Below are 23,531 nucleotides of genomic sequence, written 5' to 3'. Positions count from 1 at the left end.
AATTTTAGGATCTATGTATAGTCTTCATTCTTGGTTGAAAAGAACAGCCTTGTTGCTGCTCACCCTCGTATTCTCTCTTGGTCTGTCTGGCCCAGCCTGGTCTGCACCGTTTCTGCCCCTATCAGTTTTGCCAACGGCAAATGCTGTGAAAGATGGCAGCAGTATTCTGCGCTTTGCTTTACCCATTGATGAACCCTATATTCGGGAAATTCAAAATGCAGTAGAGGGAACGACGCCCCAAATTCGAGGTAAGCGATGGCCTGAAATTCGCAAGGGATTGGGTAAAGCTAAACGAACCCTTGAGCGTCACCGTTCTGATATTTTGGCTGCGGTCGCTCCAGACCAGCAGGCGGTTGCATCAGAGCAGTTGGATTTTATTGCTCAAGCATTATTGGATTTAGAAGATGCTGTAGCGGCCAAAGATATTGACCAATTCAATACAATTCGTAAGCCCCTAGCTGATCGAGTCGGTATTATCGAAGAAGCGATGCTTACGGAATTTCCGTTTGAAGTACCTGAAGAATATCAAGATCTGCCTCAATTGAAAGGTAGAGCCACGATTGCCATCACGACTAATAAAGGTGATATGACTGTGGTGGTAGATGGCTATAGTGCTCCTGTGACCGCGGGCAACTTTGTTGATCTAGTGCAGCGCAAATTTTACGATGGCCTGAAGTTTACGCGGGCTGAAGAGTCCTATGTGGTTCAAACTGGCGATCCGGATGGCCCTGATGCGGGCTTTATCGATCCGAGTACTGGAGAATATCGGGCGATTCCTCTAGAAATCATGGTTAAGGGGGATTCTGAGCCAATTTATGGATCTACTTTGGAGGATTTAGGAATTTACTTGGATGAACCAGTATTGACCTTCTCTTCCTACGGCACGATGGCTATGGCTCGTCCAGGGGATGATGCTAACGGCGGCTCCTCCCAGTTCTTTTTCTTGCTCTTTGAGCCTGAACTAACCCCTGCTGGATCCAATCTATTGGATGGTCGTTATGCGGTCTTTGGTTATGTGGTGGACGGCCAAGATGTTCTCGGGACGATTAAGCCAGGTGACGTGATTGAGTCTGCTCGGGTGATTAAAGGGGCTGAGAATCTCGTCTAATTTCAAAATCTAGACAAGTATCAACCACAATAGGCTTGGGAACTGCTTCCAAGCCTTTTTTTGATCAGGGACAGATGGAAAAGAACAACTTAGGTGTCACTGTTGCCGAGTTAGGTGAGCAACAGGTCTTACAACGGCTGTATCAGTTCTGTGAACCCAGTATGGTGGGTGATGATGCTGCGGTACTCACTCCGCGGGCAGGACATCTCCTAGTGGTGACGACGGATATGTTGGTGGATGGGATTCACTTTTGCGATCGCACCACGTCTCCCGCTGATGTAGGCTGGCGTTCTGCTGCTGCCAATTTATCGGATATTGCGGCCATGGGAGCGAGTCCTTTGGGGCTGACTATTAGCCTGGGCTTACCTGAAACGTTACCAGTTAGCTGGCTTGATCAGTTTTATCAGGGGGTAGCTGATTGCTTAAACACTTATGGAACGGCCATTATTGGTGGAGATTTAAGTCGTTCTCCAGTGATCACCGTCAGTATGACGGCGTTAGGGGAGGTCTTGCCCCATCAGCAAATTTTGCGTTCTACGGCTCAACCGGGAGATGCCATTGTGGTCACGGGAGTTCATGGTGCTGCTCGGGCCGGATTGGAACTCTTACTCCACTCAGATTGGGGGCAGGCGTTGAGTCCTACAGCGCGAATAGAGCTACAGCAAGCTCACCAGCGTCCCCAGCCCCGACTAGATGTGATTCAAGTGCTCAAAGAATTCACACCTGTCCCTAGAGTGACGGGAATGGATAGTAGTGATGGATTGGCAGATGCTGTTTTGCAAATCTGTAGAGCGAGTGGCATGGGGGCTGTGATCCAGCAAACTCAAATTCCGATACCTAAAAGTTTGAGAAATGCCCAAGTTTTAACCTCAGAGCAAGCGATAGAATGGGCACTTTATGGAGGAGAAGATTTTGAGCTAGTGCTATGTTTACCTCTATCGTTTGCCCAGGAATTGTTGGAACGAATTGATCCAACAGCAATGATTATTGGACATATAGTTGCTGAGGATGATGTAACTTTAATTAAGTCGAATGGAGAGAAAAATTTGTTAGATATGCAAAAAGGCTACCAACATTTCAAATGATTTCCTTTGCAGTAGATTAACTTTGTATGGTTGTTCGTTTATTCTGCTGCTTCAAGCCAAATTCTAATGGACAATTTACCAATCCCAGAATCAATTCAATATGCAGATATTTGCCGTGATGGTGGATCCTATCTGCTGGCTTACACCACTGCCAATGAAGGCATTTGTGAACTAGAATTACGGGTTAGAAAGAACCATAATTACGATCGAATCGGTTACTGGCCCCCAACTCTATGGATAGGCCAATCGCAAAACATGCTTCAACTGAATTGGGATGATGCAGAATATTTTGCAGCTAGGTTCTCAACTCTGTTGCATCCTGATATTGGTTGGGGAGGGACTAAACGTGCAAAGGAAATGATTGCTTATCTACAAGCAAAAGGTACTCTCGATACAACACAGTGCAAGTGTGATGATGGCTGACTAAAAAGTAAAATGTCTGGCAGGTATGCCCGCGAAGATGGGACGAGTCTTAACATCCACTGTTTCTAATTCTGCAACTAATCAAGCAGATGCACCAAAGCCAGAACCTTAGTTTTTCCCTTAAGTTTCCCCCTAAAATTCTGATCTTCCCTAGCTAGATATTGGGTCTGCCATGAGAGTGGAATCAAGGTTAGCCTATTGTTAGCTTGGAGGACAAACCATGACTGCTACAGCGCCTACTCTTGCCCCTACTCCCTCTGCACCCATTCCTCGGGTCCAGGTTCCGACGTGGCTGCAAACGATACGAGCCATAGCCGATCCCATTCCCTACTTAGAGAACGCTTATGCTGAGTATGGTGACATCTTTGAAGGGCGGTCTTTTGGGTTTCCTCCATTTGTGATCCTTAGTCACCCGGATGCTATTGAGCAGGTCTTTACCACTGACCCCAGCCTCTTTGATAGCGTCAGTGGTAATCAGATCATCTCTCCGATTACGGGTGATCAAGGTCTCCTGCTGTTAGAAGGAGAAGCCCATAAAAAACGGCGGAAATTGGTGATGCCTCCCTTTCATGGTGAGCGGATGCGGGCCTATGGTGAATCCATGTGTGCGATCGCAACCCAAATCTCCCAAGAATGGCCCCAAAATCAGCCCTTTGAGATGCGCTCAGCCACCCAAGAAATTACCCTTCGGGTTATTCTTCGGACCATCTTTGGGATTGACAACAATGAGCGATTTCAGCAGCTCAGTCAGCTCCTGGACGAGATGCTCCATACCTTCGATACTCCTTTGGGGTCCAGCCATCTCTTTCTCACCGGGTTGCAAAAAGACTTAGGCCCTTGGAGCTTATGGGGGAAATTCTTGCGACGCCGACAAGCCATCAATGAGCTGCTATTGGCTGAGATTCAGGAACGGCGGCAACAGCCATTGGGACAAGATATTCTGAGCCTGCTTCTTGCTGCCCAAGATGAGCAGGGAGAACCCATGAGTGATGCCGAGCTTCGGGACGAGTTGATGACTCTCCTTTTTGCTGGTCATGAAACCACTGCTTCTGCGTTGGCTTGGGCCTTCTACTGGATCCATAAGGTTCCGGAAGTGCGGACGAAATTATTAGCAGAGCTAAGGGATATCACCCCAAACACAGACCCGAGTGAGATTGCCAAGCTCCCCTATCTCAGCGCAGTTTGCTCAGAAACGCTGCGCATTTATCCCCTGGTATTGTTTACCTTTAGCCGCACCCTCAAACAACCTCTACGAGTGATGGGCTACGATCTGCCTCCAGGAGCAATGCTAACCCCCTGTATTTATCTAGTGCACCACCGCGAAGATCTCTACCCCTATCCCAATACCTTCCGACCTGAGCGATTTTTGGAACGCCAGTTTTCACCCTATGAGTATTTCCCCTTTGGCGGGAGTAATCGGCGCTGTTTAGGGTATGCATTTGCCCTATTTGAGATGAAATTAGTGCTCGCCACCATTCTCAGGCAAACCAGCCTACAATTGGTCAGCTCAAAACCTATTCAACCCGTTCGGCGGGGAATTACCTTTACGCCAGCAGGGGGTGTGCCTATGCTAGCTACCCGCCTAGGCGGCTAAATTTTGGATTAACTAGACCTTATCGGAAATAGCTGAAAACCTTACTGGGAAAGCGTTTTATTTTTGGAGGAAAATCGACCTAAAAGACTTACGACATAGACGTTTGAAGTTATTCTCACCCATTTTATTTCCGATAAGGTCTAATGGTTGTCTCCTAGAGTTCCTTCTCTAGGCTCTGGAGCATTCGGTCTGCTTTATTAGCGATATGGCGGTGCTGTCTGTAATAGAACTCAGGGCAAGCTTTCAGTTTTGACAGCATTGCCTTTAAGATATCGTAGGCATCCTGTTTCTCACCATCTTCAGCTTGGAGCGTAGCCAATATTAATGCTGCCTCAGGATGACTCCAGGCTTTAATATCTTGAATGAGGTGGGGTTTTGCTAGTTCTCTCTGTTCACTGGAGACAAGAACCTTACCCAGCAGCAAGGAAGCATCGCCCCGCTTATATTCAGAATCAAGAGATAGAATCTGCTGTAGATAAGCTTGAGCTTCCTCCCATCGTTTGGCAGATGTTGCCACTGACGCTAATCCCCATAAGGCATCGAGATGGTTGGGCTCTTTAGAAATGGCTTCTTGAAAGGCTTCCTCCGCTTGAGTTACCTTACTCATCTCCAGCAAGACGTTACCCAATTGAACATACTGGTGTGATTTACCAATATTAACGACTGCAGCTTCGGCCGCTCGTAACTCTCTTCCTTTAGTCCAGCGTTTAAAGTAGCTGGGAGCTGAAGATGTATTCATTCGCGGTAGCATTCTCGTCGCGAAATAAATGACAGCACCCAGATAGTTAAAGAATAGCAACAGCCAGATCCAAACATTTCGATCTGGATCGTTTCGGATGCAATCGAAGATCGCATACATCCAAAAACCCGTTGTGGCAAATACAACAATATGAAACATCAAAGGTAGTCTTATGAATTACCCTTAGGTTTCCCATCTCCAACCTTTAGGTGATCGAATTTCAAGTTTTTGAATAAAAATCACGATTTTCTAGGTCAAAAAACGAATGGCTGTAATGATTTTGAATATCGTCTAGTAGCCTGATTTCTTATAAATGCCTACATAATCTAAGTTCAGGTTAAGACCATTTTTTAGATTCTTCCACGCAAGAACGAAGGTTTCAGATTATCCTGAACTCAGGTTGAATAGGTATTTCCCTATATAGAAATAGCTATTCGCTTAGGTCAACGCTATAGATTGTTTGTGTTTCTAAATCATGACATAAGGGTAAAGGTAATTGATCTGCCTTTATGCTTTTTCGATCTAATTTGACTTGGAGATTCTTGAGCGGATCGGTGCCAGAAGAAATCAAAAATTCAACACTAGCAACATTAGAATCTTGCTTTAAATCTCCAAAGATACGAATAACCGCTTCCCGGTAAGGGTGTCCTTTTTGTTGATACCAATCTGCCGAGGCAACATCTGGCTGGTCTAAACCTAAATGACAAATCAAGGAGGGGCCTTCGAACAGCGCTATTGCTACAGGACGAGCCTCTTCTTGTAATAAGAGATGTTGGTTGTCTGCCAAATGACGAAGTTTTTCGAGACGGTCGTAGCGTTGAGTCACATCTAAGGGTTCATCCTGCCATCGAATAGCAATCGTCATTAGGTAAGTTTGCAGCAGCATATGACCTAGCTTTTCTGCCTTCGTGTTTAAGTAGGTCGTATTGTAGGTGTTGGCCTCAATTAGCAAAGGGACCCGATCCGCAACTTCCAAACCATAACCTTTGAGCCCCGCAATCTTACGGGGGTTATTGGTAATCAGGCGAATTTTTTGAATGCCCAGATCATTAAGGATTTGAGCCCCCACACCGTAGTTTCGTAAATCGGCTGGGAATCCTAACTTTTCATTTGCTTCTACGGTATCGAGACCCATATCTTGCAAAGAATAGGCCTTGAGTTTATTGACTAGACCAATCCCGCGGCCTTCTTGTCGTAAATACACGACAACGCCCTGCCCCACATTCTCAATCATTTTGAGGGCGGCCTGGAGCTGCATCCGACAGTCACAACGAAGGGAGCCAATGGCATCTCCAGTGAGGCATTCGGAGTGCATCCGCACCATCACGGGCTGTTGACCAAACTGTTTTGGATCACCTTTAACAATCGCGACATGCTCTTTATGATCGAGCTGATTGCGGTAAGCATAAATTTGAAACTGGCCAAACTCAGAGGGCATCTCAGCAACGGTTTCTCGATGAACAAACCGTTCATGTTGAAGCCGGTAACTAATCAAATCGGCAATGCTGATGATTTTAAGCTGATGTTCATGGGCATAGTCTTTAAGTTGCGGTAGGCGAGCCATGGAGCCATCGGGATTTTGGATTTCACAAATTACGCCAGCTGGATATAACCCTGCTAAGCGAGTCATATCAATCGCCGATTCAGTATGACCTGCTCGCTGTAGCACGCCTCCCGAGCGGGCTCTCAAAGGGAAAATGTGCCCAGGACGTCGCAAATCTGTGGGCAAAGAATCAGGATTGACGGCGACTTGGATGGTACGGGCTCGGTCTTCCGCTGAAATGCCGGTTGTCACACCTAGATGAGGAGAGGCATCGATACTGACAGTAAAGGCAGTTTGGTTCATGTCAGTGTTATTGGTAACCATGAGGGGCAATTCTAGGGCGTCTAATCGCTCCCCAGTCATAGCTAAGCAAATTAACCCCCGCGCTTCCACGGCCATAAAGTTAATCATGTCAGGGGTGGCGAATTGAGCTGCACAAATTAGATCGCCTTCGTTTTCCCGGTTCTCATCATCCACTACGACAATGGCATGTCCCGCTTTAAACTCCGCAAGGGCATCTTCAATGGAGTCAAATTCAAAAGAGTCTGTTGGCGTAGCGTGGGGATTCAAAGTGACGGTACCGTAACGTTTTTTAACATCTTCTCCTTAATTCTAAGGGGTGGGGACGCCAGTTCGCACAGAATCCTTTGATTATCCAAAACCAGTCGAAATCGGTATTTGGTACTACAATGCAGCTCATGTGAGCTAATGCAGTCGTTGCTATTCAATGCAGTGATCGATATCAATAAAAGTGGTGATCGATATCATCATCGTTATTTTTGGGAAGCCTGAACTACATTAACTGTTTGTATGACTGACCTCTGAGGAAAAAATGAATATGGGTTCTCAGGAAGATATTCCTGTTGGCATTATTGGAGCGTCTGGATATGGCGGGGTCCAACTAACTCGCCTACTGTTGGAACATCCCCATGTCCAGCTGGCCTATTTAGGGGGCGATAGTAGTGCGGGGCGTCCGTTTGCAGACTTGTATCCCCACTTGGGGTTTAAACAAGACTTAAAAGTAGAAGCCATCGATTTAGACAAAGTCGTTGAGCGGACCCAGGTGGTCTTTTTGGCTCTTCCCAATGGTTTGGCCGCAGAGATGGCACCGACTTTGGTGGAACGAGGTTGCAAAGTCTTGGATCTCTCTGCTGATTATCGATTTACAAACCTGGATACCTATGAAGATTGGTACGGGACGAAACGACAAGATCGTGAGTTGGCCTCTACAGCAGTCTATGGTTTGCCCGAACTCTATCGACAGGGAATTTCAACGGCCAGCTTAGTGGGCTGTCCAGGGTGTTTCCCCACCGCTAGTTTGTTAGCTTTGGCCCCCTTGCTTAAACAAGGGCTCATTGATCCGAACAGTGCCATTATTGATGCCAAAACCGGCACCTCCGGTGGAGGACGCCAAGCCAAAACCCATCTGCTCCTGGCGGAGGCGAATGATAGTATTGGTCCCTATGGCGTCGCCCATCATCGCCATACCCCTGAAATTGAACAGGTAAGTAGTGATTTGGCAGGGCGAGAGGTGGTTGTCCAGTTTACGCCCCATTTAGCACCCATGACCCGTGGAATTTTGGCCACGGTTTATGCCACGATGCGTGACCCTGGGCTAGTTAGAGAAGATTTGATTACGATCTTTAGCGCATTTTATCGGAATTCCCCTTGGGTCAAGGTCCTACCAGGCAGTACCTATCCCTATACAAAATGGGCCTATGGCACGAACCTTTGCTACCTCGACATAGAAGTGGATCAGCGCACCGGTCGCGTTATCGTGATTTCTGCTATTGATAATTTGATGAAGGGCCAGGCGGGGCAGGCAGTCCAATGCTTGAACTTGATGATGGGCTGGCCAGAAACCATGGGATTGCCGGAACTAACCTTTTACCCCTAAGCGAACCGTATTGGGGGAAAATAAAAGAGTTACAAATTCTCTAGGCAGATGGCTACAAATTATAAGAATAGGCTGGTGTGGGCGGTGTGGACCATCGTCACCATTGGCATGGGTTCTGCGGTTGGGGCTTTGGTGGGTTCAACCAAAGCGTCTGCAGGAACGACGATGGCAGTGGTCACAGGAATGGGATGTGTGATTGGAATTGGCGCTTTGGTGAAAGCAATCGCTAGCCGTGTCAATCAAGATGCGACTGCTGGATGGGAAGCCCTCTCCGTCAAAGCCAGTTTTTTGCTCGGTGCTATTAACTTATCAGTAGGCTTGGTCCTGGCCCCCATTGCTATCTGTAGTATTGTCTGGCCGTTTGCTGCAATCAATTGGACTCAAGTGGGAATGATCATTGGCCTCATTGCCTCAGGTATGGGTGGACTGCTGGCAGCTATGGTCGAAATTCGCGCTTTGGAAAACCCGGTAGTGGTGGATTGATGGCTAGCTGGAGGCGCTGGTGTAGAAACGAAGTGCGAACTGCCAAAACCGATTGGACAATATAAATAAGGCGATTGCGAGTATGCCTGCGCCTAGACTCCAATTCCAGGTGGCTCGATTAAGCATGGCTTGAGCGGGAACTGTAGTTAGGAATGTTACGGGAATTACAAAGGTAAAAAAGAAGCGATAGGCGGTTGGATAGGCTACGACCGGATAGCGGCCAGCTTCGACTAGCCCCCGCAAGACTTCTGTGACGTTATAGATTTTGACAAACCAAATGCTGGTGGCTCCCAAAATAAACCACAGACTATAGAGGCTAAGGAATCCGCAAAGCAGTGGCCCTAGGCCAAGGGCATAATTTTGCCAACCTAGCCCCAATTGAAATCCGGCATAGCCGATAAGCCCTAGGCCAAAAAGGACATCAGGTATGCCCCAAGGGGAGACAGAATAGGTGGATAACCAAAATTGGCTACTGATGGGTTTGAGCAGAATGAAATCGAGGGTGCCTTCTTGAACGTGGCGAACAATTCGGTTTAGATTTGGGACTAGGCAGGTGGCTGAAAAGCCTTGGAGTAGGGTGAAGATGCCCAAAACAACGAGGGCTTCATGCCAATTCCAGTCTTGGAAGGTATAGCCTGTACGATAAAACAAAGATAGGCCAAATAAGCTACCCGCGAGATTCCCAAGGCTGCTAAGGGCTGAGATTGCAAAGTTGGAGCGATATTCCATCTCTGCTGCAATGGTCGTTGCCCAAAACAGCTTCAGCACCCGAAAATACCGTTTCATCCTTTCGCCCCTTTTTGCCTGGATTTCCCTGTAAGACACCCTTAAGATAAACGATACTGAACTTGGCGAGGTCATCATGTTGCAGAAGCGAGATCCATTTCGTCAAGCTAATCAGGCTCGCTTAAAAGCACTGAATGTACGATGGCGACGCCTAGAGTGCGAACGGCAAATTCTTAAAACTCAGGTCGGGTTCGCTCCTAAGACGGAATCAGCAGTGTCTCCTTGTCAGGGTTGTGCCAATTATCACGGAAAAGCCTATGGTATGAGTGAAGCACGGCAAGCGTTAGTCTGTGCTATTCACCCTTTTGGCTGGCAGCAGTCTTCAACTTGTCCGGATTGGTATCCATAACCGTTTGAAGTAAAGGATGTTGAGCCAGAGGGTTAAACATCTTGTTGCAATTGATGGAGGTAACGCTCCTCCCAATGCGACAATAAACTCACTCAATGAAGCAAATTTGTCTACAAGCAAAGGAAAACGGGTTAAGGACACAAAACATGTTCAAAAGAATCGCAGCACTTGCACTCATCATATTAAGTCTGACCTTACAAGCCTGCGCGTCTGATACAGCCGGATTGCAAGCTTATGCAGACAATATTGATGGGTATACCTTTATGTATCCCAATGGTTGGGCACCCATCAAAGTACCCGGTAGCTCTGACGTTGTGTTTCATGACCTGATTGAAGAGACCGAAAACGTGAGCGTAGTCGTGAGTGACATCACTAGCGACACTCAGTTGACGGATTTAGGGGATCCAACTGAAGTAGCCCGCACCCTTTTGAATGCAGTGATTGCACCTTCCCAATCTGGCCAGGAAGCGGATTTATTGGCTGCAGCTTCACGAACAGAAGATGATAAGGTCTATTACGCCCTTGAATATTCGGTTGATTTACCCATTGGTAAGCGTCATAACCTTTCGACCGTTGTCGTTCGTCGAGGTAAGCTGTTTACCCTTAGCCTCTCCACACCAGAGTCTCGTTGGACCAAGGTTGAGCCTGTGTTCCAGCGCGTCGTGGATTCTTTCTCTGTTTACTAAACTGGTTGGTTAATCAGTACGTGGCTGTTCTGCAATTGACAGAGCCAAGACGGACTTATTAGACTACATGGACGCGGCTATAGCCCGCGTTTCTTGGGGAATTAGCTCAGCTGGTAGAGTGCTGCGATCGCACCGCAGAGGTCAGGGGTTCGAATCCCCTATTCTCCATTGGTCCAAATCGTTCTAGAGTAGATAAAGCAACCTGGCTGGCTATCTGCTTCCTACAAAATTAGCGAAGCATATTTATCATGGCCCAGCCCCTATTTTTCTAGAGGCCCCTCATGACCGCATCTCCTTCTACTCCTTCAGCGGTAACAAATGCTCCTCCACCTCCTTCAGACTCTAAAGAGCAGGTGGGAAAATTTCTGCGAGGTTTGCAGGATAGTATTTGTGACAAGCTGCAAGCGTTAGATGGTAAAAGCACTTTTCAGGAAGACTCCTGGGATCGACCGGAAGGGGGCGGTGGTCGCTCGCGGGTCCTTCGAGAAGGTGGACTCTTAGAACAGGGTGGCGTCAATTACTCCGAGGTCTGGGGAGATCATTTGCCTCCCTCTATTCTTAAACAAAGGCCAGAAGCTGCAGGGCACCGATTTTATGCGACGGGGACTTCGATGGTACTGCATCCCCGCAGTCCCTACGTGCCAACGGTACATCTGAATTATCGATATTTTGAAGCCGGACCGGTTTGGTGGTTTGGGGGTGGGATTGACCTGACGCCGTATTATCCCTTCAAAGAAGATGTGGTCCATTTTCATCAAACGATGAAAGCGGCCTGCGATCGTCATCACCCTGAATATTACTCCACCTTTAAGCCTTGGTGTGATGAGTATTTTTATCTGAAGCACCGACAAGAAATGCGGGGAGTTGGCGGTATTTTCTTTGATTACCAGGATGGTATCGGTGCTCTGTATCGTGGTCCTCATGCTGAGGGGATTGCTGCTCGCCATAGCGATCAGCTCGGCACTCTACCCCAACGGTCATGGGATGAGATATTTGCCTTTGCTCAAGACTGCGGTAACGCCTTTTTGCCTGCCTATGTCCCGATTATCGAGCGACGTCGGGATACTGAGTATGGTGACCGTGAACGGAACTTCCAGCTTTATCGCCGAGGTCGATATGTGGAATTTAACTTGGTCTATGACCGAGGGACTATTTTTGGCTTGCAGACCAATGGTCGGACTGAATCTATCCTGATGTCGCTGCCACCCCTAGTGCGTTGGGAGTATGCTTACTCTCCTGAGCCTGATACTCCTGAAGCAGAGTTATATGAGACATTCTTAAAGCCTCAAGAGTGGGCTTCAGCTTAGGCTCATTTAAATATCTAAAGCAAAAGCCAAGGGCTTGGCTGTGTTTTCATCCCCTGATTTTTGTCTGTTAACCCTCTACTTTTTGGGACTCTGGACTACAACTCCAAGTGCCCCCTTCAAATTGGGGAGGGGTAATATCTTGGCTGGGCGAACTACTCTCACATAGAATCACTTCAAAACTGGAGTCGACGCTAGCAACCCCACCCGCATAGCTATTCAGACCTGCTTCGTTGGCAACGGCTTTGAAGGTCGTTTGGGCTGTGTCTGCCTCTAATCCTGCAAACGTGAAGTAGTTCATTGTAATTCCGATTTGGAGATCTTCTAGGCTGGCGGCGAATTTACCATACTCTAGATAATAGGCCTGCTGAGCTCTAAGCACTGCTCCTAGGGTTGTTTCCCCTTCGGCATTGCGTGCGGTATTCACAGGTGACGAGGTGGGGGCTGGTGTCCCAGGGCTCGTAGCTGCTGGAGGACTGGTCTCGGGGCTGTTTTCCGTTGCCCCCGAACAAGCACCCATTAAACTGACAAGACTGAAGATCAACACTGATTTGAACGGCGAACGAAAATTAGGTTTTAAGGGCATTTTTGACATCGTACCTCGGCAAATACTTGCTTCTGCGCTAGGTTACCCAGGTTCTTTGGAATGTTATCTAAGGGGAAATCTTTTTCATTTACCGATTATGAAATAAGGGTAGGCAAATAACTAGTTGCTACACCTAACTTTCCCAGTACACTACGAAAGGATTAAACACTCACGAACTTTGGATATGGCTCAGGCAAAAATTGGCATTATTGGCGGTAGTGGCCTTTATAAAATGGAGGCTCTGACGGATGTAGAAGAAGTTCAAATTAAAACTCCCTTTGGAGATCCTTCAGATGCGCTGATCGTCGGCTCCTTAGAGGGAGAACGGGTTGCTTTTCTCGCTCGTCATGGTCGAAATCATCATCTTATCCCGAGTGAATTGCCCTTTCGGGCCAATATCTATGCCATGAAATCCTTGGGAGTGGAGTATTTAATCTCAGCTTCAGCCGTTGGTTCTCTTAAAGAAGAAGCGAAACCGCTAGATATGGTGGTGCCAGACCAGTTTATCGATCGCACCAAGAATCGGGTGTCTACCTTTTTTGGTAATGGCATTGTGGCCCATATTGGCTTTGGCGATCCGGTCTGTGGAGCTTTGGCAGGGGTATTGGGGGATGCGATCGCATCCCTGAATCTCCCGGATGTTACCCTTCACCGTCAGGGCACCTACGTGTGTATGGAAGGCCCAGCCTTTTCCACCAAAGCTGAATCTAATTTATATCGGAGTTGGGGCGGTACCGTGATTGGCATGACCAATTTGCCAGAAGCTAAATTGGCTCGGGAAGCTGAAATTGCCTATGCCACCCTAGCCCTAGTCACTGACTACGATTGCTGGCACCCTGAACATGACAGCGTTACGGTGGAAATGATTATTGGCAATCTGCACAAGAATGCGAGTAATGCCCAAAGCGTCATTAAAGAAACCGTTAAACGTTTGAGTCAATCACCCCCTGCTTCCAAAGCGCATAAGGCTCTGAAACACGCGATCTTTACCCCCTTGGATCAGGCTCCAGCGGCCACCAAGGAGCAGCTTTCCTTGATTTTGCAAAAGTATCTTTAAGCCATGCCCTGGTATATCAAAATCGAACGCGGCATTGTGGACAAAGCCACCTTTGATCGCCATGTGCCTGCCCACCTTGCCTATGTTAAGACCCTAGAGAGCCATCAGGCCAAAACGGGCTATTGGCGGGAGAGTGCTGGGGGCATGCTTATCTTTGAGGCTCAGTCCTATGAAGAAGCAAAAAAAATTGTAGAGCAAGACCCCCTGATCTTGAACCATTGTGTGGAATACGAAGTACACGAATGGGTACAAGTTGGGGGGCTGCCTTTGTAGTTTGCATTATGTTGCCAGCGCAGGAAATTCGCCAGTCCTATTTCTTCGGAGATAGGTACATAATCATGTTGCGTCCTTCGCGCTTGGGTGCTTGCTGGATCTCGGCAAAATCAAGCAAGTCGTTCGCCATTTTCTTTAGTAGCGCTTCGGCTAAATGGGAATGCTGAATCTCCCGGCCTCTAAACGTGACGGTCGCCTTTACCTTATCGCCGGATTTTAGAAATCGCTTAGCGTGGTTCACCCGCACTTCGTAGTCATGGGTTTGAATCTTATAGCGCATTTTTACTTCTTTAACATCAGAAGTATGCTGCTTTTTCTTTGCTTCCCGGGCTTTCTTCTCTTGTTCAAACTTGAACTTACCGTAGTCCATGACCCGGCAAACCGGTGGATCGGCTTTATCACTCACTAGCACCAAATCCAGATTCCGCTCATCAGCGATTTCCATTGCTTCGCTAGGCGCCATAATGCCGAGCTGAGTTCCATCTGCATCGACTACGCGGATTTTTGGAAAACGAATGCGTTCGTTAATATTTGGCTGGTTTTGTTGATTTCTTTTTTTGATTGGAGCCACAGGCGTTTAATTTACTGTTAATTAAGATAGCGAAAGAAATAAGGGAAAACGAATACCCCTTTCAAACTAACAGATCCAGATTAGAATCAGCATTCTCTTAACACATCCGTCACATCTACTTTGAAAAAGCGGTTGCTGGGGGTGCACTTCAACTAGATGGAGCCGCTTGCTAGAGAATGGCCGATAGATATAAGCCCTGGACGGTTAGTCATCTCAATATACCCTGATGTCCAAGTCGGTTTGCCACCCTTTGTTGTCCCATCAAAAAATAAAGTAAATAGAAACTTATCCTTACTTTTCTCCCAGTGTTAAGGCGATAAAAAATTAACCCTTTTCTCTACTCTAAAAACAAATGTCACAATGAAGTTAGGCCACACCGCAAACAGAAACAAAATGCCGATGTCAAAAATTCCCTTATTGGGGTTGCAGGCTGCTCAGTTCCGACATCCTATTGATTTGGAAGCAACCCAAACACTCCAGCAGCTTCCTGGGTTAGATTGGCTTGTGAGAAGCCTGCTAGGTAGTGTTGCAGAACAAGTCTTCTATTTAGAAAATATTGGTTCCAGCGTTTTAGTCAGTGAACGACAACTCCCTGATCTGCACCAACTGCTGACTGAGGCTTGTCATATTCTCGATTTGGAACAGCCTCAGCTGTATGTTCGCCAAAACCCCACACCGAATGCCTACACCTTGGCCATGCGGGGACAGCAACCGTTTATTGTGGTGCATACGTCACTGCTGGAATTGCTCGATCCCCCAGAAATACAGGCTGTTTTAGCCCATGAACTCGGGCACCTCAAATGTGAGCATGGTGTTTATCTCACCATTGCTAACCTGCTGGTGCTGGCAGCTGGCCAATTGTCTCCCTTTGGCAGCTTAATTGCCCAAAACCTACAACGGCAGTTGATGGCTTGGGTTCGCTGTGCTGAATTCACTTGCGATCGCGCCGGGTTACTCGTCACCCAAAATGCCAAAGTTATGGCTTCCGTACTGATGAAATTAGCGGGGGGATCATCTTCTCTGGCGTCTCAGCTTAATGTGGATGCCTTTATTGACCAAGCCCGAGCCTATGATCGTATCGATCATGATTTAGCAAATCTCCTCAAGTCAGTGCGAACAGCTGAACTGACTCATCCTTTGCCGGTGCTGCGAGCCCGAGAAATTGATCGATGGTCAGATAGCCCGATGTATCAATCTCTTTTGCAAACCTATGCAGCTGATACAGACCACCCGCTAGCTTGGAAGGATTGGTGATCCCTGCCCAACTGCTAAAAAAGAGCAGGGTTGGCAATTTAGCACATCCTGCTCTTTAATAAATCCATCTAAAATACGTGAATTAGAAAGCTACTCTGAGGCGTCTATTTCAGTACTATATGGCGTTGCTAATACTGAAGTGATCGAACCAACAGCGCTGTCCTTGCCAAATCACACGTCCGGTTATAATAGCCCATCCGTTCTCGAAGTCGGCTTGAGCCACAAATTGCCAGACCGAATCGCCTCTTAGGTTATCCAATCCAAAGTATTTGATGCCCTGATAAGCTGTCATCTGGCCACATCGACCCAGTAAATCGGCAAAGCTTTGATCTAAGCTGTCCTTTTGAGTTGACTTCAATAACGTAGGAGTACATTGACGAGAGAATTCTCGACTATCCCAGTTTCCAAGAATTTTGGGGATTGAATCATTCACATAGGTTAATGATTCGCTGTACTGCCAAGCTTTTTTCCACGGTTTGGGCATAAACCCTCTGAGAAAAGTGGGAATACGCTGGTAAGCTTGCGATTCAGCTTGTATATCTGCCTTTAAAGCGAGATATTCAGAATCTTGATGCCAAGATTGGGCTTCGACAGGCTGGGGCTGTCTAATTTCCATCAAAGCTTGTAAATCACTGAGTTCACGAACTTCAGTCGTGAGTCGTTGTGGTTGAGACAAGTGCTGTTGAAATGAGTGTTGTTGAAAAGTAGAGATAGATTCTCTATTTGGTAAAACTAGGACCACCAAGAAGGCATAGAGAATTGCTACGGTGGCAAAAATACCCAATAGCAATCCAGCTAGAACCATTAAAATTGCTTCCATCTGTTAAGGCTTCTAATGTACGGGAATTTAGATGCATTCATGACATCCCCGAATCTGGGGTCCCCCCATATCCTTAGGATGCCCAACGGGTGAGGGTAATCCGACGTCTGTGATACCAAAACGATGGTTTAAGCGAATTGAGGCCTTATTTATTCAAAACTGGCAATCATAATACTCCCTTGTCGTGCGGATAACTCTACGGTTGCAGTATTCGTATTTATTGCTAAGACGTTAGGGGTTCCGTAGATAGAGTCCAACTTTGCAATAGATGGGGATAACGGGCTGAGATCGATGGTGAGAGAGCTAGACTTCGTACTCGTGTTGATGGCCACAATCATCACTTCTTCTGCCAAGGACCGGCTAAAAACATAGGCTTCATCCGTAGCCAGTAAAACTTGGTATTGACCAGTTCTAAGGGCAGCATGCTGGTGCCGAATTTGGATCAGCTGCTTATGTATAGCTTGTAAGGGTAGATGCCAATCTGCCTCCTCAGGAAAACTGCGACGGCAATCGGGATCGATTCCACCGGGAAGCCCCACTTCATCCCCGTAGTAGATGCAAGGAGCACCGGGAAAGGTGAGCAACAAAAGGGTCGCTAGTTCTATGGTGCTGTAGTCTAGGTGCACCATGGACAGTAGCCGAGCCGTATCATGGCTGGACAGCAAGTTAAGCTGAGTGAGTTGAATATCCCAGGGATACCAGGTCAGTAAGTCCTGAATCCGTTGTTGATAGTCTGATGCGTCCAGGGCAGGATAAGGGGCATAGGCAGGTTGTGTTGTATAGGCGACATCCACTCGATCACCTGCTGTAAAAGCGATAGTGGCTTGTCGGAATTGGTAATTCATCACCCCATCAAATTGGTCGCCTTGTAGCCACGGCTGGGCGTTGTCCCAGATCTCACCCACAATATAGGCTTCTGGATTGATACCCTTGACGCGATCTCGAAATTCTTGCCAGAATCCGGGCACTTCAATTTCGTTGGGTACATCTAGCCGCCACCCATCAACGCCTTGTTTGATCCAGTACTCCGCAATTTGCATAATGTATTCACGCACATCAGGGTGGTTATGGTTGAACTGTGGCAAGGCTCGATTCCCACTCCAGCCCACATAGTTAGCCGGCTTGCTGCCTTGATACGCTGCAATAGGCCAGCCCTCAATTCGAAACCAATCCACCCAAGGTGAGTGGGGACCATTTTCTAAGATGTCATTAAAAAAGAAAAATCCCCGGCTGGCATGATTAAAGACACCGTCCAGAACCACCTTGATGTGGCGTTTACGGGCCGCTGTGAGTAAAGCAGTTAGGGCTTCATTCCCTCCTAAAATGGGGTCGACTTGGTAATAATCATGGGTGTGATACCGGTGGTTGCATGCCGATTGGAAAATGGGCGTGAGGTAGAGGGCTGTGATACCTAAATCAGCCAAATAGTCGAGGCGATCAATAATCCCCCACAAATTTCCCCCTTTATATCCTTGAAAGGTGGGTGGGGCGTGCCAAGCTTCCCAATTAACTTGGGATGGGATGGATGGATGGGGGCGGCAAGCGAAGCGATCAGGGAAAATCTGATAAAAGACAGCATTTTTGACCCAATCAGGCGTATTAATCTGCATTATCACCAACTAAGCGACAGAGTAATGGCAATGGTATAACAATTGTCTGAAGAATCAGCCATCCCTTCATTAGCTGTAGCAATGAGGTTAAACCAAGAACCTGTACGATTCTATATCTGAAGTTACGTATCCATATAGCGGTTGTCTAAGTTAGTATTAATTTAATTCTCCTTGGGCTATCCTCAACCTCATCATTTTTTGAGGATATATTGATTAGACTTTTGCATCTTTCTCTAGGACTTATGACGGTGTCGAGAAGGCAAAAGAAATTTGTTGTCTATATCAATGGAAGATAGTACGGTTAACCATCTCGTTTTGCTTTTTCTAAGACTCTCTCCTCCTCTGCTATGTAAAATTATTAGCAGTGCAGGTGTTTGATGTTGATGCTTATTTCTCTTGGATGCTATTGGCTCCAATCTAATAACCCATGAAAGATGACGTCGTTGAGGCTGCCCATGAACGTCAGCGCCTCTCAGTTTTACACAAGCAACTGATTATCAGCTTAAAATTTCATCACAGCCAAACTCTGGAACAAATTCCTGTGGAGATGGCAGTGCAAGCCATGATTGAAGTATGGCAAGCTTGCAATCCATCCCAATCTCCTAAAGATTAGTTATCGGTACATGGACTCTATGACTAGAACGGTTTTATTCAGCCTCCAGCTATAAGATGATCGGTTGCTTGATTAAATGAGTGAGCAACCTTGAGTATTTGAGTACGGATGGATGTAATGCATGCTCACATATGCCACACATCAGATTGTCAGCAGATGGTGATAAAAAATAAGGTGTCTATGAAAAACTGGCTCCAATGTTCAATCGCTAAGGGTGCCTTATCAATCAGCGAGAAAGACAGCTAGGCTTGAGTTCATTTAGGTGACTGAACTTCAATCTGCCCTGCCTAACTTAGCCCTGGGGTTTGGGAGGAACTTTTGCGGTCTGCATGGCTTTAATTAATTCTGCCAGGGAGACCTTGAGCTGAATTCCCGAGTCGAAAGCGACCATGCGCTTATTTTGACGCTTTAACGTCTCGAAGTGGAGGTGGGGGCCAGTGGAATTGCCAGTACTCCCCACCAATCCGATGATGGTTCCTTGGGAAACCCATTGACCTGGTTGGACATAAACCTTGGATAAGTGGGCATACCGGGTTGCCAGTTGCCCATCTTGGTGGTGCAGTAGAATTGCTAAGCCATAGCCACCCATAAAGCCTGCGGTTTGGACCTGGCCAGGAAACGTTGCTAAAACAGGTGTGCCGGTTGGTGCTGCCAAATCCGTGCCAGCATGGAAACTGGTTTTCCCTGAAATGGGGTGAGTCCGCCAACCAAACGCTGAAGTGATAGAAGCGGGCATTGGTAACGGAAAGATCATTCGCTGCCGATTTGGAACGAGCCACTTTAGAGGGTTAGGTGAGGAAGACAGCCGTTTGATCGAAGGAGAGGCTTTTGCTAAGGGGCTCAAAGTGGCTGGAGCACCTGTAACCCACGGAGTTGGAGCCGTTTTAGGGATATAGGACGGAGAATAGGCTGTCTCCTGGGAGGCAGGTTGTTGTGGGGGTTGATAAGAATAGGTCGAATGGGTTGGAGCAGAAGCAACAGGCGTATGCCGACGAGTTGGAATGTTAGGTTGCTGGGCGGTTTGGACCGCAGGGCCACAAAGGGTCGCCGCAAGGACTGGATCAATATTGAGACTCGCTTTACAGCCAGAAACGCTACCCGATAGAACGGTCTTACTTGAGGTTGGGGCAGATACGGCTTCTACCGGCTCATCGCCTGCACCATAGGTAACGGAAGAGATTCCCTCATTTGTGGGGGGATTGGCAGGACGGTCAGCCACCTGCGGCATGACTTGTGGCGATATGGCTGGTGCTACTGGTGCTGCGGGAGCCACCGGTGCAGGGGCTTCAGGTAAGGCAATGGGCTCAGGAATGGGAGGTGAGATAGGCGCTGGCTCCCAAGCCGGTTCGGGCGGATCGATAAATGTGTCGACGGGAGGGGCTGCCGGTGTGATGGGGGCAGATTCTGTGATGGTCGGACTCTCAAGATCAATCGCTTGGGCTCGTTGATTCAGAGACAGAACTCCCAAGCCAAGAGGAAGGCTTAGCCAGCTGCCCAGGCATAATAGAGAGGTTGACCGAAGGTGAGTTCGGATAGAGATTGAGTGAGAGCGATGCATCATACCAATTCGATCCTTAGAGGTGATTCAGTTTTTTGTCGGTGATCAATGGAAAACACATCAGTAAAGCAAAGAGAGACAAGGTTAAGTTAACCTTCAAGACTAAGCAAAGCATACCTACTAAGGAAGAATCAACCTAGCCAGTTATTTCCTCATGGTAGATAAATTTCCAGGAAACGAGTTCCTTCCTTTTACTATACCTAGAGTGTTGATGAGTTCATAAACCTAGACGTTTTGCCAAATCTTGGCGGATGGGTTGACTGGCTTGAGGATATATTTTAATTAGATCTAGATAATCGGGTAGTAATGGATGGATGCCTTGGGTTTGCCAAAATCGATAGCCATTTTCTAGACCCAATAAGGTGAGGGCTGTTAACTTTTCTAAGGAATGAATCGAAGATCTATGGTGTGAGGGGGACTGTTCTGTAATGGTCACTAGGTTAATGGCTTGATCTGGCACTGGATTACGCCAATTTAGGCCAATGCCGACCACTGCTGTCTGAACGTGTTGATTTTGGAGGCTAGTTTCAATCAGGATGCCCCCAAATTTTTTTCCAAGTACAAGTAGGTCATTAGGCCACTTGAGCCACACTGGGATGTGATGCTGTCGTAGTAGGGTAGCCAGGCCCCAAATGGTTGCCACGGTGAGTTGGGCAGTTTGATCGGCAGGAATACAAGGTGCGATCGCAACCGACAGATACAGTCCCCCCAGAGAAGACTCCCAAGTTCGTCCCCGCTGGCCTCGACCGGCTCGTTGTTGGGCGGCAACAACCGCCGTTCCCGGTTTCGCCCCTTGCTTAATGAATTCCCAGAGTGTCGTGTTGGTGGAGTCAAGAACCTCAAAGTGGTGGAGAGGCCGTCCCCAAGATTGGGTGGTTAGATACTGCTGAAACGCTAGTTGATCAAAACTCACAGTCCGGGGGCTAGGCCCGTTAAAACTGGAATCGGCGCGCTAGCATAGGTAAGCCTAGCATTGTTTAAGGTCTAATCTACCCCCATGCATACTTGGAATTGGCGTACCTGTGAGGGGCGCTCGTACTTAACCTGTAGTTTGCTAGATCCTTGGCCCCATGGATTTTTCACCCGAGAATTTTGGCCAAGGCCCCCAGCTGAATTAGCTCCGGCCCTCAAAGCAGACGCTCAAACCTTTCGGGTTAAGCAGGTCCATGGCAATGCAGTGTTAGATCCGACAGAAGTTCAGGCCTATTGGAACCAGTTGCCATCTCTAGCCCCTGAAACAGATGAATCGGTATCAGAATTCCCGCCTGCAGATGGCTTGATCAGCCAGAGTAAAAACCAGGCCATTTGGGTTTGTACGGCTGACTGCACCCCCGTATTGATTGCGGATACTCGCTTGGGCCATGTTGCAGCGGTCCATGCCGGATGGCGAGGCACGGCGGCCAAAATTGTGCCGGTCGCTCTGACGCGTCTGCAAGCGCAAGGGAGTCAAATTGAAGATATTCGAGTGGCCATGGGGCCTGCGATCGCAGGTGAAATGTATCAGGTTGATACGAAAGTTGCAGCTCAAGTTGGCAGTACCGTCGTTGACCCCCAGTTATCAGAGCAGCCTGCTGAAGTTATTGCTGAGCATCTCCTTCAAGTTAAAAACTCCCCACTGATAGCCGATTCAGAGCCAGGACGAGTGCGATTAAACGTGCGGCGGGTAAATGCCATGCAATTAGAACAGATAGGAGTGCTGCCAGACCAAGTTGCGATCGCACCCCATTGCACCTACCAAGACCCCGATAAATTCTTTTCCTATCGGCGAGAACATCGGAAACAAGTTCAATGGTCAGGTATCGTCAGTTGTTAGCATCAGAAGACCCAGCCTGGACCTATGTGTCTGGAAAACTGCGCTCAGGCTATGGTGTAGCGTCTGGACGAGCGGTTAACTCTCCTTATCCAGAAGGGACGATTGCGCTACAAACACCTTATTTCAAAGAATTAGGATTAGACCTAACCCCCTATTATCCTGGCACCCTGAATATTTCGATTGCTCCCGCTCAGTTCCAGATGATTCAGCCCCAATGGACGTTTCCCCTGGTGCATTGGTATCCAGCATCTTGCCCCGAAACCTTTTCCTTCTCCCCCTGTCAAGTGAAGTCTGGCGACCACCTTACTTCAGGACTGATTTACTATCCTCACCCTGAAACGAAGCCGAAGCATTTTCAGGAACCCTCACTCATTGAAGTATTAGCGCCCTTTATCCCCCAGATGAAGACAGGCATGACGGTTGCCTTGGGGGTGTTGTCCCAGCAGGTTGAAATCTTTGAACCCGAACCGTGAATGTTATGGAGAGATGGAATAGGAATAATCTCAATGAAGATGCGACGTTCTTTTTGGACCGATCGTCCTCGTCAAGTCAGCAAGCAAGCGTACAATCGCTATTCATTTATGGTGTTTGGAACGGTCGTCACGGGTGGATTAGGGGCAATGCTTTTGATCAGTAGTGTGTTGGGGATGACCACCTGGCAAGGGAATGAGCTGGCAGAACTACCCGAGATGTCGATTTCTGACGCGCTCAACCATAAAGGCGAAGGCGCTTCTCCCTTCAAAATCTCAGGCTATTTATTAGCTTCAAATCCCATTTCCATGCCAGATGAACCGGAGCTGAAGGTGATCAAAGGAGAACTCCAGATCTCAGCTAAATTTCGTGACTCAGGAGAGACAACTCATGAAATGCTGTACGAGTGGCAGGAGCAGGTGGATGGCGTGATGTTGTCTCAGGTCAACAGGCTTCAAGCATCAAACCAGGCCATTTCCGTGGATGTCGATTTGGCTCAGCTGTCCTTAAGAACGGATAGAAGGGCTCGCGCTAAATTGCAATATGACGGATCTTCAAGAACTTCTCGCCCCATCGCGATTGAGTACCAAGACCAAACCTTTCCCTTGGCTGATCTGCCTACGACTCGCACGGTGACCCCTAAAGTATTGCGCCAGTATTTCCCGAGTGGGGAAAAAGTAACTCTTATTGCCAGTATTGAGTCAGGGCAAACCAGCAAGTTGGTCGCTCCTTCAGGCCAAGAACTGAAAATCCTCCGAGGGAGTGAGTCAGACATTCGTAAAACAGGCGCTACGGCCAGACTCATGTTTGGGTTGACCAGTTTTGTATTGCTGGGGGTTAGTTATGGGTTGGGAACCAAAACTGCCCGCCTCCGGCAAAGCTTTGTGGTTCGCTCTAATCAACCTTAA

25 protein-coding genes and 1 tRNA gene are annotated in these 23,531 nt (G+C 47.7%); 17 read left to right on the top strand and 9 right to left on the bottom strand.

What is annotated here, in order from left to right; all coding sequences use genetic code 11:
• Positions 1 to 13: 13 nt before the first annotated feature.
• The 4 genes from ON05_RS23070 (at position 14) to ON05_RS23055 (ending at position 4,210) form a co-directional block, all read left to right on the top strand.
• Positions 14 to 1,108: a peptidylprolyl isomerase gene (locus ON05_RS23070; protein WP_010470960.1), complete on the top strand. Its 1,095-nt coding sequence runs from the start codon at positions 14 to 16 to the stop codon at positions 1,106 to 1,108.
• Positions 1,109 to 1,182: 74 nt separating this feature from the next.
• Entirely contained in the window at positions 1,183 to 2,193 is a 1,011-nt protein-coding gene (gene thiL / locus ON05_RS23065) for a thiamine-phosphate kinase (RefSeq protein WP_029315066.1), read from the top strand.
• Positions 2,194 to 2,259: 66 nt separating this feature from the next.
• Positions 2,260 to 2,616, top strand: a complete 357-nt coding sequence (locus tag ON05_RS23060; protein WP_010470962.1) for a hypothetical protein — start codon at positions 2,260 to 2,262, stop codon at positions 2,614 to 2,616.
• A 220-nt stretch (positions 2,617 to 2,836) separates the two neighbouring features.
• Positions 2,837 to 4,210: a cytochrome P450 gene (locus tag ON05_RS23055; protein WP_010470963.1), complete on the top strand. Its 1,374-nt coding sequence runs from the start codon at positions 2,837 to 2,839 to the stop codon at positions 4,208 to 4,210.
• A gap of 154 nt (positions 4,211 to 4,364) precedes the next feature.
• Here the strand turns inward: ON05_RS23055 and ON05_RS23050 are convergent, their stop codons facing one another.
• Both ON05_RS23050 and ribBA read right to left on the bottom strand, forming a co-directional pair.
• Positions 4,365 to 5,108 (bottom strand): tetratricopeptide repeat protein, encoded by a 744-nt coding sequence (locus tag ON05_RS23050; RefSeq protein ID WP_010470964.1) that lies wholly within the window; start codon positions 5,106 to 5,108, stop codon positions 4,365 to 4,367.
• Positions 5,109 to 5,379: 271 nt separating this feature from the next.
• Entirely contained in the window at positions 5,380 to 7,062 is a 1,683-nt protein-coding gene (ribBA, locus tag ON05_RS23045; protein WP_010470965.1) for a bifunctional 3,4-dihydroxy-2-butanone-4-phosphate synthase/GTP cyclohydrolase II, read from the bottom strand.
• Positions 7,063 to 7,330: 268 nt separating this feature from the next.
• Between ribBA and argC the strand changes: the two genes are divergently transcribed.
• Positions 7,331 to 8,389, top strand: coding sequence for an N-acetyl-gamma-glutamyl-phosphate reductase (argC, locus tag ON05_RS23040; RefSeq protein WP_262562312.1), 1,059 nt, complete (start codon positions 7,331 to 7,333; stop codon positions 8,387 to 8,389).
• 48 nt (positions 8,390 to 8,437) lie between these two features.
• Positions 8,438 to 8,872 (top strand): hypothetical protein, encoded by a 435-nt coding sequence (locus tag ON05_RS23035; protein ID WP_039779368.1) that lies wholly within the window; start codon positions 8,438 to 8,440, stop codon positions 8,870 to 8,872.
• A gap of 3 nt (positions 8,873 to 8,875) precedes the next feature.
• Here ON05_RS23035 and ON05_RS23030 read toward each other — a convergent pair whose 3' ends face one another.
• Entirely contained in the window at positions 8,876 to 9,658 is a 783-nt protein-coding gene (locus ON05_RS23030; protein ID WP_010470972.1) for an ABC transporter permease, read from the bottom strand.
• 76 nt (positions 9,659 to 9,734) lie between these two features.
• On the opposite strand from ON05_RS23030, the gene ON05_RS23025 reads away from it, so the two are divergent.
• The 4 genes from ON05_RS23025 (at position 9,735) to hemF (ending at position 12,000) form a co-directional block, all read left to right on the top strand.
• Positions 9,735 to 10,007, top strand: coding sequence for a hypothetical protein (locus ON05_RS23025; protein WP_010470974.1), 273 nt, complete (start codon positions 9,735 to 9,737; stop codon positions 10,005 to 10,007).
• A 146-nt stretch (positions 10,008 to 10,153) separates the two neighbouring features.
• Positions 10,154 to 10,693: a photosystem II reaction center PsbP gene (psbP, locus tag ON05_RS23020; RefSeq protein WP_010470975.1), complete on the top strand. Its 540-nt coding sequence runs from the start codon at positions 10,154 to 10,156 to the stop codon at positions 10,691 to 10,693.
• A 95-nt stretch (positions 10,694 to 10,788) separates the two neighbouring features.
• A tRNA-Ala gene (locus ON05_RS23015) sits at positions 10,789 to 10,861 on the top strand.
• 113 nt (positions 10,862 to 10,974) lie between these two features.
• Positions 10,975 to 12,000 carry an oxygen-dependent coproporphyrinogen oxidase gene (gene hemF, locus ON05_RS23010; RefSeq protein ID WP_010470977.1) on the top strand — a complete coding sequence of 342 codons (1,026 nt, stop codon included), beginning with the start codon at positions 10,975 to 10,977 and terminating at the stop codon, positions 11,998 to 12,000.
• 67 nt (positions 12,001 to 12,067) lie between these two features.
• On the opposite strand, the gene ON05_RS23005 is transcribed toward hemF, so the two are convergent.
• The gene (locus tag ON05_RS23005) at positions 12,068 to 12,583 is read right to left on the bottom strand and encodes a type IV pilin-like G/H family protein (RefSeq protein WP_139025644.1); all 516 of its coding nucleotides are present in this window, start codon (positions 12,581 to 12,583) and stop codon (positions 12,068 to 12,070) included.
• Positions 12,584 to 12,767: 184 nt separating this feature from the next.
• Here ON05_RS23005 and ON05_RS23000 point away from each other — a divergent pair, with 184 nt between their 5' ends.
• Both ON05_RS23000 and ON05_RS22995 read left to right on the top strand, forming a co-directional pair.
• On the top strand, positions 12,768 to 13,640 hold the full coding sequence (locus tag ON05_RS23000) for an S-methyl-5'-thioadenosine phosphorylase (RefSeq protein ID WP_010470981.1): 873 nt from the start codon (positions 12,768 to 12,770) through the stop codon (positions 13,638 to 13,640).
• A gap of 3 nt (positions 13,641 to 13,643) precedes the next feature.
• Positions 13,644 to 13,913 carry a YciI family protein gene (locus tag ON05_RS22995; RefSeq protein WP_010470983.1) on the top strand — a complete coding sequence of 90 codons (270 nt, stop codon included), beginning with the start codon at positions 13,644 to 13,646 and terminating at the stop codon, positions 13,911 to 13,913.
• A 37-nt stretch (positions 13,914 to 13,950) separates the two neighbouring features.
• Here ON05_RS22995 and infC read toward each other — a convergent pair whose 3' ends face one another.
• On the bottom strand, positions 13,951 to 14,484 hold the full coding sequence (gene infC / locus ON05_RS22990; RefSeq protein ID WP_010470985.1) for a translation initiation factor IF-3: 534 nt from the start codon (positions 14,482 to 14,484) through the stop codon (positions 13,951 to 13,953).
• A gap of 393 nt (positions 14,485 to 14,877) precedes the next feature.
• On the opposite strand from infC, the gene ON05_RS22985 reads away from it, so the two are divergent.
• Positions 14,878 to 15,738 (top strand): M48 family metallopeptidase, encoded by an 861-nt coding sequence (locus ON05_RS22985; protein WP_010470986.1) that lies wholly within the window; start codon positions 14,878 to 14,880, stop codon positions 15,736 to 15,738.
• A gap of 115 nt (positions 15,739 to 15,853) precedes the next feature.
• On the opposite strand, the gene ON05_RS22980 is transcribed toward ON05_RS22985, so the two are convergent.
• Both ON05_RS22980 and ON05_RS22975 read right to left on the bottom strand, forming a co-directional pair.
• Positions 15,854 to 16,558, bottom strand: a complete 705-nt coding sequence (locus tag ON05_RS22980) for a hypothetical protein (RefSeq protein ID WP_010470988.1) — start codon at positions 16,556 to 16,558, stop codon at positions 15,854 to 15,856.
• A 149-nt stretch (positions 16,559 to 16,707) separates the two neighbouring features.
• Positions 16,708 to 18,168 carry a glycoside hydrolase family 13 protein gene (locus tag ON05_RS22975; protein ID WP_010470991.1) on the bottom strand — a complete coding sequence of 487 codons (1,461 nt, stop codon included), beginning with the start codon at positions 18,166 to 18,168 and terminating at the stop codon, positions 16,708 to 16,710.
• Between the two features lie 427 nt (positions 18,169 to 18,595).
• On the opposite strand from ON05_RS22975, the gene ON05_RS22970 reads away from it, so the two are divergent.
• The gene (locus tag ON05_RS22970; protein ID WP_010470992.1) at positions 18,596 to 18,781 is read left to right on the top strand and encodes a hypothetical protein; all 186 of its coding nucleotides are present in this window, start codon (positions 18,596 to 18,598) and stop codon (positions 18,779 to 18,781) included.
• Between the two features lie 292 nt (positions 18,782 to 19,073).
• On the opposite strand, the gene ON05_RS22965 is transcribed toward ON05_RS22970, so the two are convergent.
• The gene (locus ON05_RS22965) at positions 19,074 to 20,342 is read right to left on the bottom strand and encodes a M23 family metallopeptidase (protein WP_010470996.1); all 1,269 of its coding nucleotides are present in this window, start codon (positions 20,340 to 20,342) and stop codon (positions 19,074 to 19,076) included.
• A 214-nt stretch (positions 20,343 to 20,556) separates the two neighbouring features.
• A complete protein-coding gene (locus tag ON05_RS22960; protein ID WP_010470998.1) occupies positions 20,557 to 21,252 on the bottom strand; it encodes a biotin--[acetyl-CoA-carboxylase] ligase in 696 nt (231 codons plus the stop codon).
• A gap of 84 nt (positions 21,253 to 21,336) precedes the next feature.
• Between ON05_RS22960 and pgeF the strand changes: the two genes are divergently transcribed.
• The 3 genes from pgeF to ON05_RS22945 are packed head-to-tail and all read left to right on the top strand — an operon-like array spanning position 21,337 to position 23,531.
• The gene (pgeF, locus tag ON05_RS22955) at positions 21,337 to 22,152 is read left to right on the top strand and encodes a peptidoglycan editing factor PgeF (protein WP_010471000.1); all 816 of its coding nucleotides are present in this window, start codon (positions 21,337 to 21,339) and stop codon (positions 22,150 to 22,152) included.
• The gene (locus tag ON05_RS22950) at positions 22,128 to 22,625 is read left to right on the top strand and encodes a hypothetical protein (RefSeq protein ID WP_050857439.1); all 498 of its coding nucleotides are present in this window, start codon (positions 22,128 to 22,130) and stop codon (positions 22,623 to 22,625) included. Before pgeF ends, ON05_RS22950 begins: the two co-directional genes overlap by 25 nt.
• A gap of 39 nt (positions 22,626 to 22,664) precedes the next feature.
• Positions 22,665 to 23,531, top strand: coding sequence for a hypothetical protein (locus ON05_RS22945; protein WP_236618882.1), 867 nt, complete (start codon positions 22,665 to 22,667; stop codon positions 23,529 to 23,531).

This window comes from Acaryochloris sp. CCMEE 5410 (genome assembly GCF_000238775.2).
Lineage (GTDB): Bacteria > Cyanobacteriota > Cyanobacteriia > Thermosynechococcales > Thermosynechococcaceae > Acaryochloris.
The sequence above is the reverse complement of the archived record's forward strand: the minus strand, read 5'-3'. Positions and strand labels throughout refer to the sequence as shown.

Coding starts and splice junctions, on each gene's coding strand:
- ON05_RS22970 (WP_010470992.1), top strand. CDS start 18,596: ATGAAAGATGACGTCGTTGAGGCTGCCCATGAACGTCAGCGCCTCTCA.
- thiL (WP_029315066.1), top strand. CDS start 1,183: ATGGAAAAGAACAACTTAGGTGTCACTGTTGCCGAGTTAGGTGAGCAA.
- hemF (WP_010470977.1), top strand. CDS start 10,975: ATGACCGCATCTCCTTCTACTCCTTCAGCGGTAACAAATGCTCCTCCA.
- ON05_RS22945 (WP_236618882.1), top strand. CDS start 22,665: ATGCGACGTTCTTTTTGGACCGATCGTCCTCGTCAAGTCAGCAAGCAA.
- ON05_RS23035 (WP_039779368.1), top strand. CDS start 8,438: ATGGCTACAAATTATAAGAATAGGCTGGTGTGGGCGGTGTGGACCATC.
- ON05_RS23005 (WP_139025644.1), bottom strand. CDS start 12,583: ATGCCCTTAAAACCTAATTTTCGTTCGCCGTTCAAATCAGTGTTGATC.
- ON05_RS22985 (WP_010470986.1), top strand. CDS start 14,878: ATGCCGATGTCAAAAATTCCCTTATTGGGGTTGCAGGCTGCTCAGTTC.
- ON05_RS23000 (WP_010470981.1), top strand. CDS start 12,768: ATGGCTCAGGCAAAAATTGGCATTATTGGCGGTAGTGGCCTTTATAAA.
- ON05_RS23030 (WP_010470972.1), bottom strand. CDS start 9,658: ATGAAACGGTATTTTCGGGTGCTGAAGCTGTTTTGGGCAACGACCATT.
- pgeF (WP_010471000.1), top strand. CDS start 21,337: ATGCATACTTGGAATTGGCGTACCTGTGAGGGGCGCTCGTACTTAACC.
- ON05_RS22950 (WP_050857439.1), top strand. CDS start 22,128: ATGGTCAGGTATCGTCAGTTGTTAGCATCAGAAGACCCAGCCTGGACC.
- ON05_RS23060 (WP_010470962.1), top strand. CDS start 2,260: ATGGACAATTTACCAATCCCAGAATCAATTCAATATGCAGATATTTGC.
- ON05_RS23050 (WP_010470964.1), bottom strand. CDS start 5,108: ATGTTTCATATTGTTGTATTTGCCACAACGGGTTTTTGGATGTATGCG.
- ON05_RS22965 (WP_010470996.1), bottom strand. CDS start 20,342: ATGATGCATCGCTCTCACTCAATCTCTATCCGAACTCACCTTCGGTCA.
- ON05_RS22995 (WP_010470983.1), top strand. CDS start 13,644: ATGCCCTGGTATATCAAAATCGAACGCGGCATTGTGGACAAAGCCACC.
- ON05_RS23070 (WP_010470960.1), top strand. CDS start 14: ATGTATAGTCTTCATTCTTGGTTGAAAAGAACAGCCTTGTTGCTGCTC.
- psbP (WP_010470975.1), top strand. CDS start 10,154: ATGTTCAAAAGAATCGCAGCACTTGCACTCATCATATTAAGTCTGACC.
- argC (WP_262562312.1), top strand. CDS start 7,331: ATGGGTTCTCAGGAAGATATTCCTGTTGGCATTATTGGAGCGTCTGGA.
- ON05_RS23025 (WP_010470974.1), top strand. CDS start 9,735: ATGTTGCAGAAGCGAGATCCATTTCGTCAAGCTAATCAGGCTCGCTTA.
- ON05_RS22980 (WP_010470988.1), bottom strand. CDS start 16,558: ATGGAAGCAATTTTAATGGTTCTAGCTGGATTGCTATTGGGTATTTTT.
- ON05_RS23055 (WP_010470963.1), top strand. CDS start 2,837: ATGACTGCTACAGCGCCTACTCTTGCCCCTACTCCCTCTGCACCCATT.
- ON05_RS22975 (WP_010470991.1), bottom strand. CDS start 18,168: ATGCAGATTAATACGCCTGATTGGGTCAAAAATGCTGTCTTTTATCAG.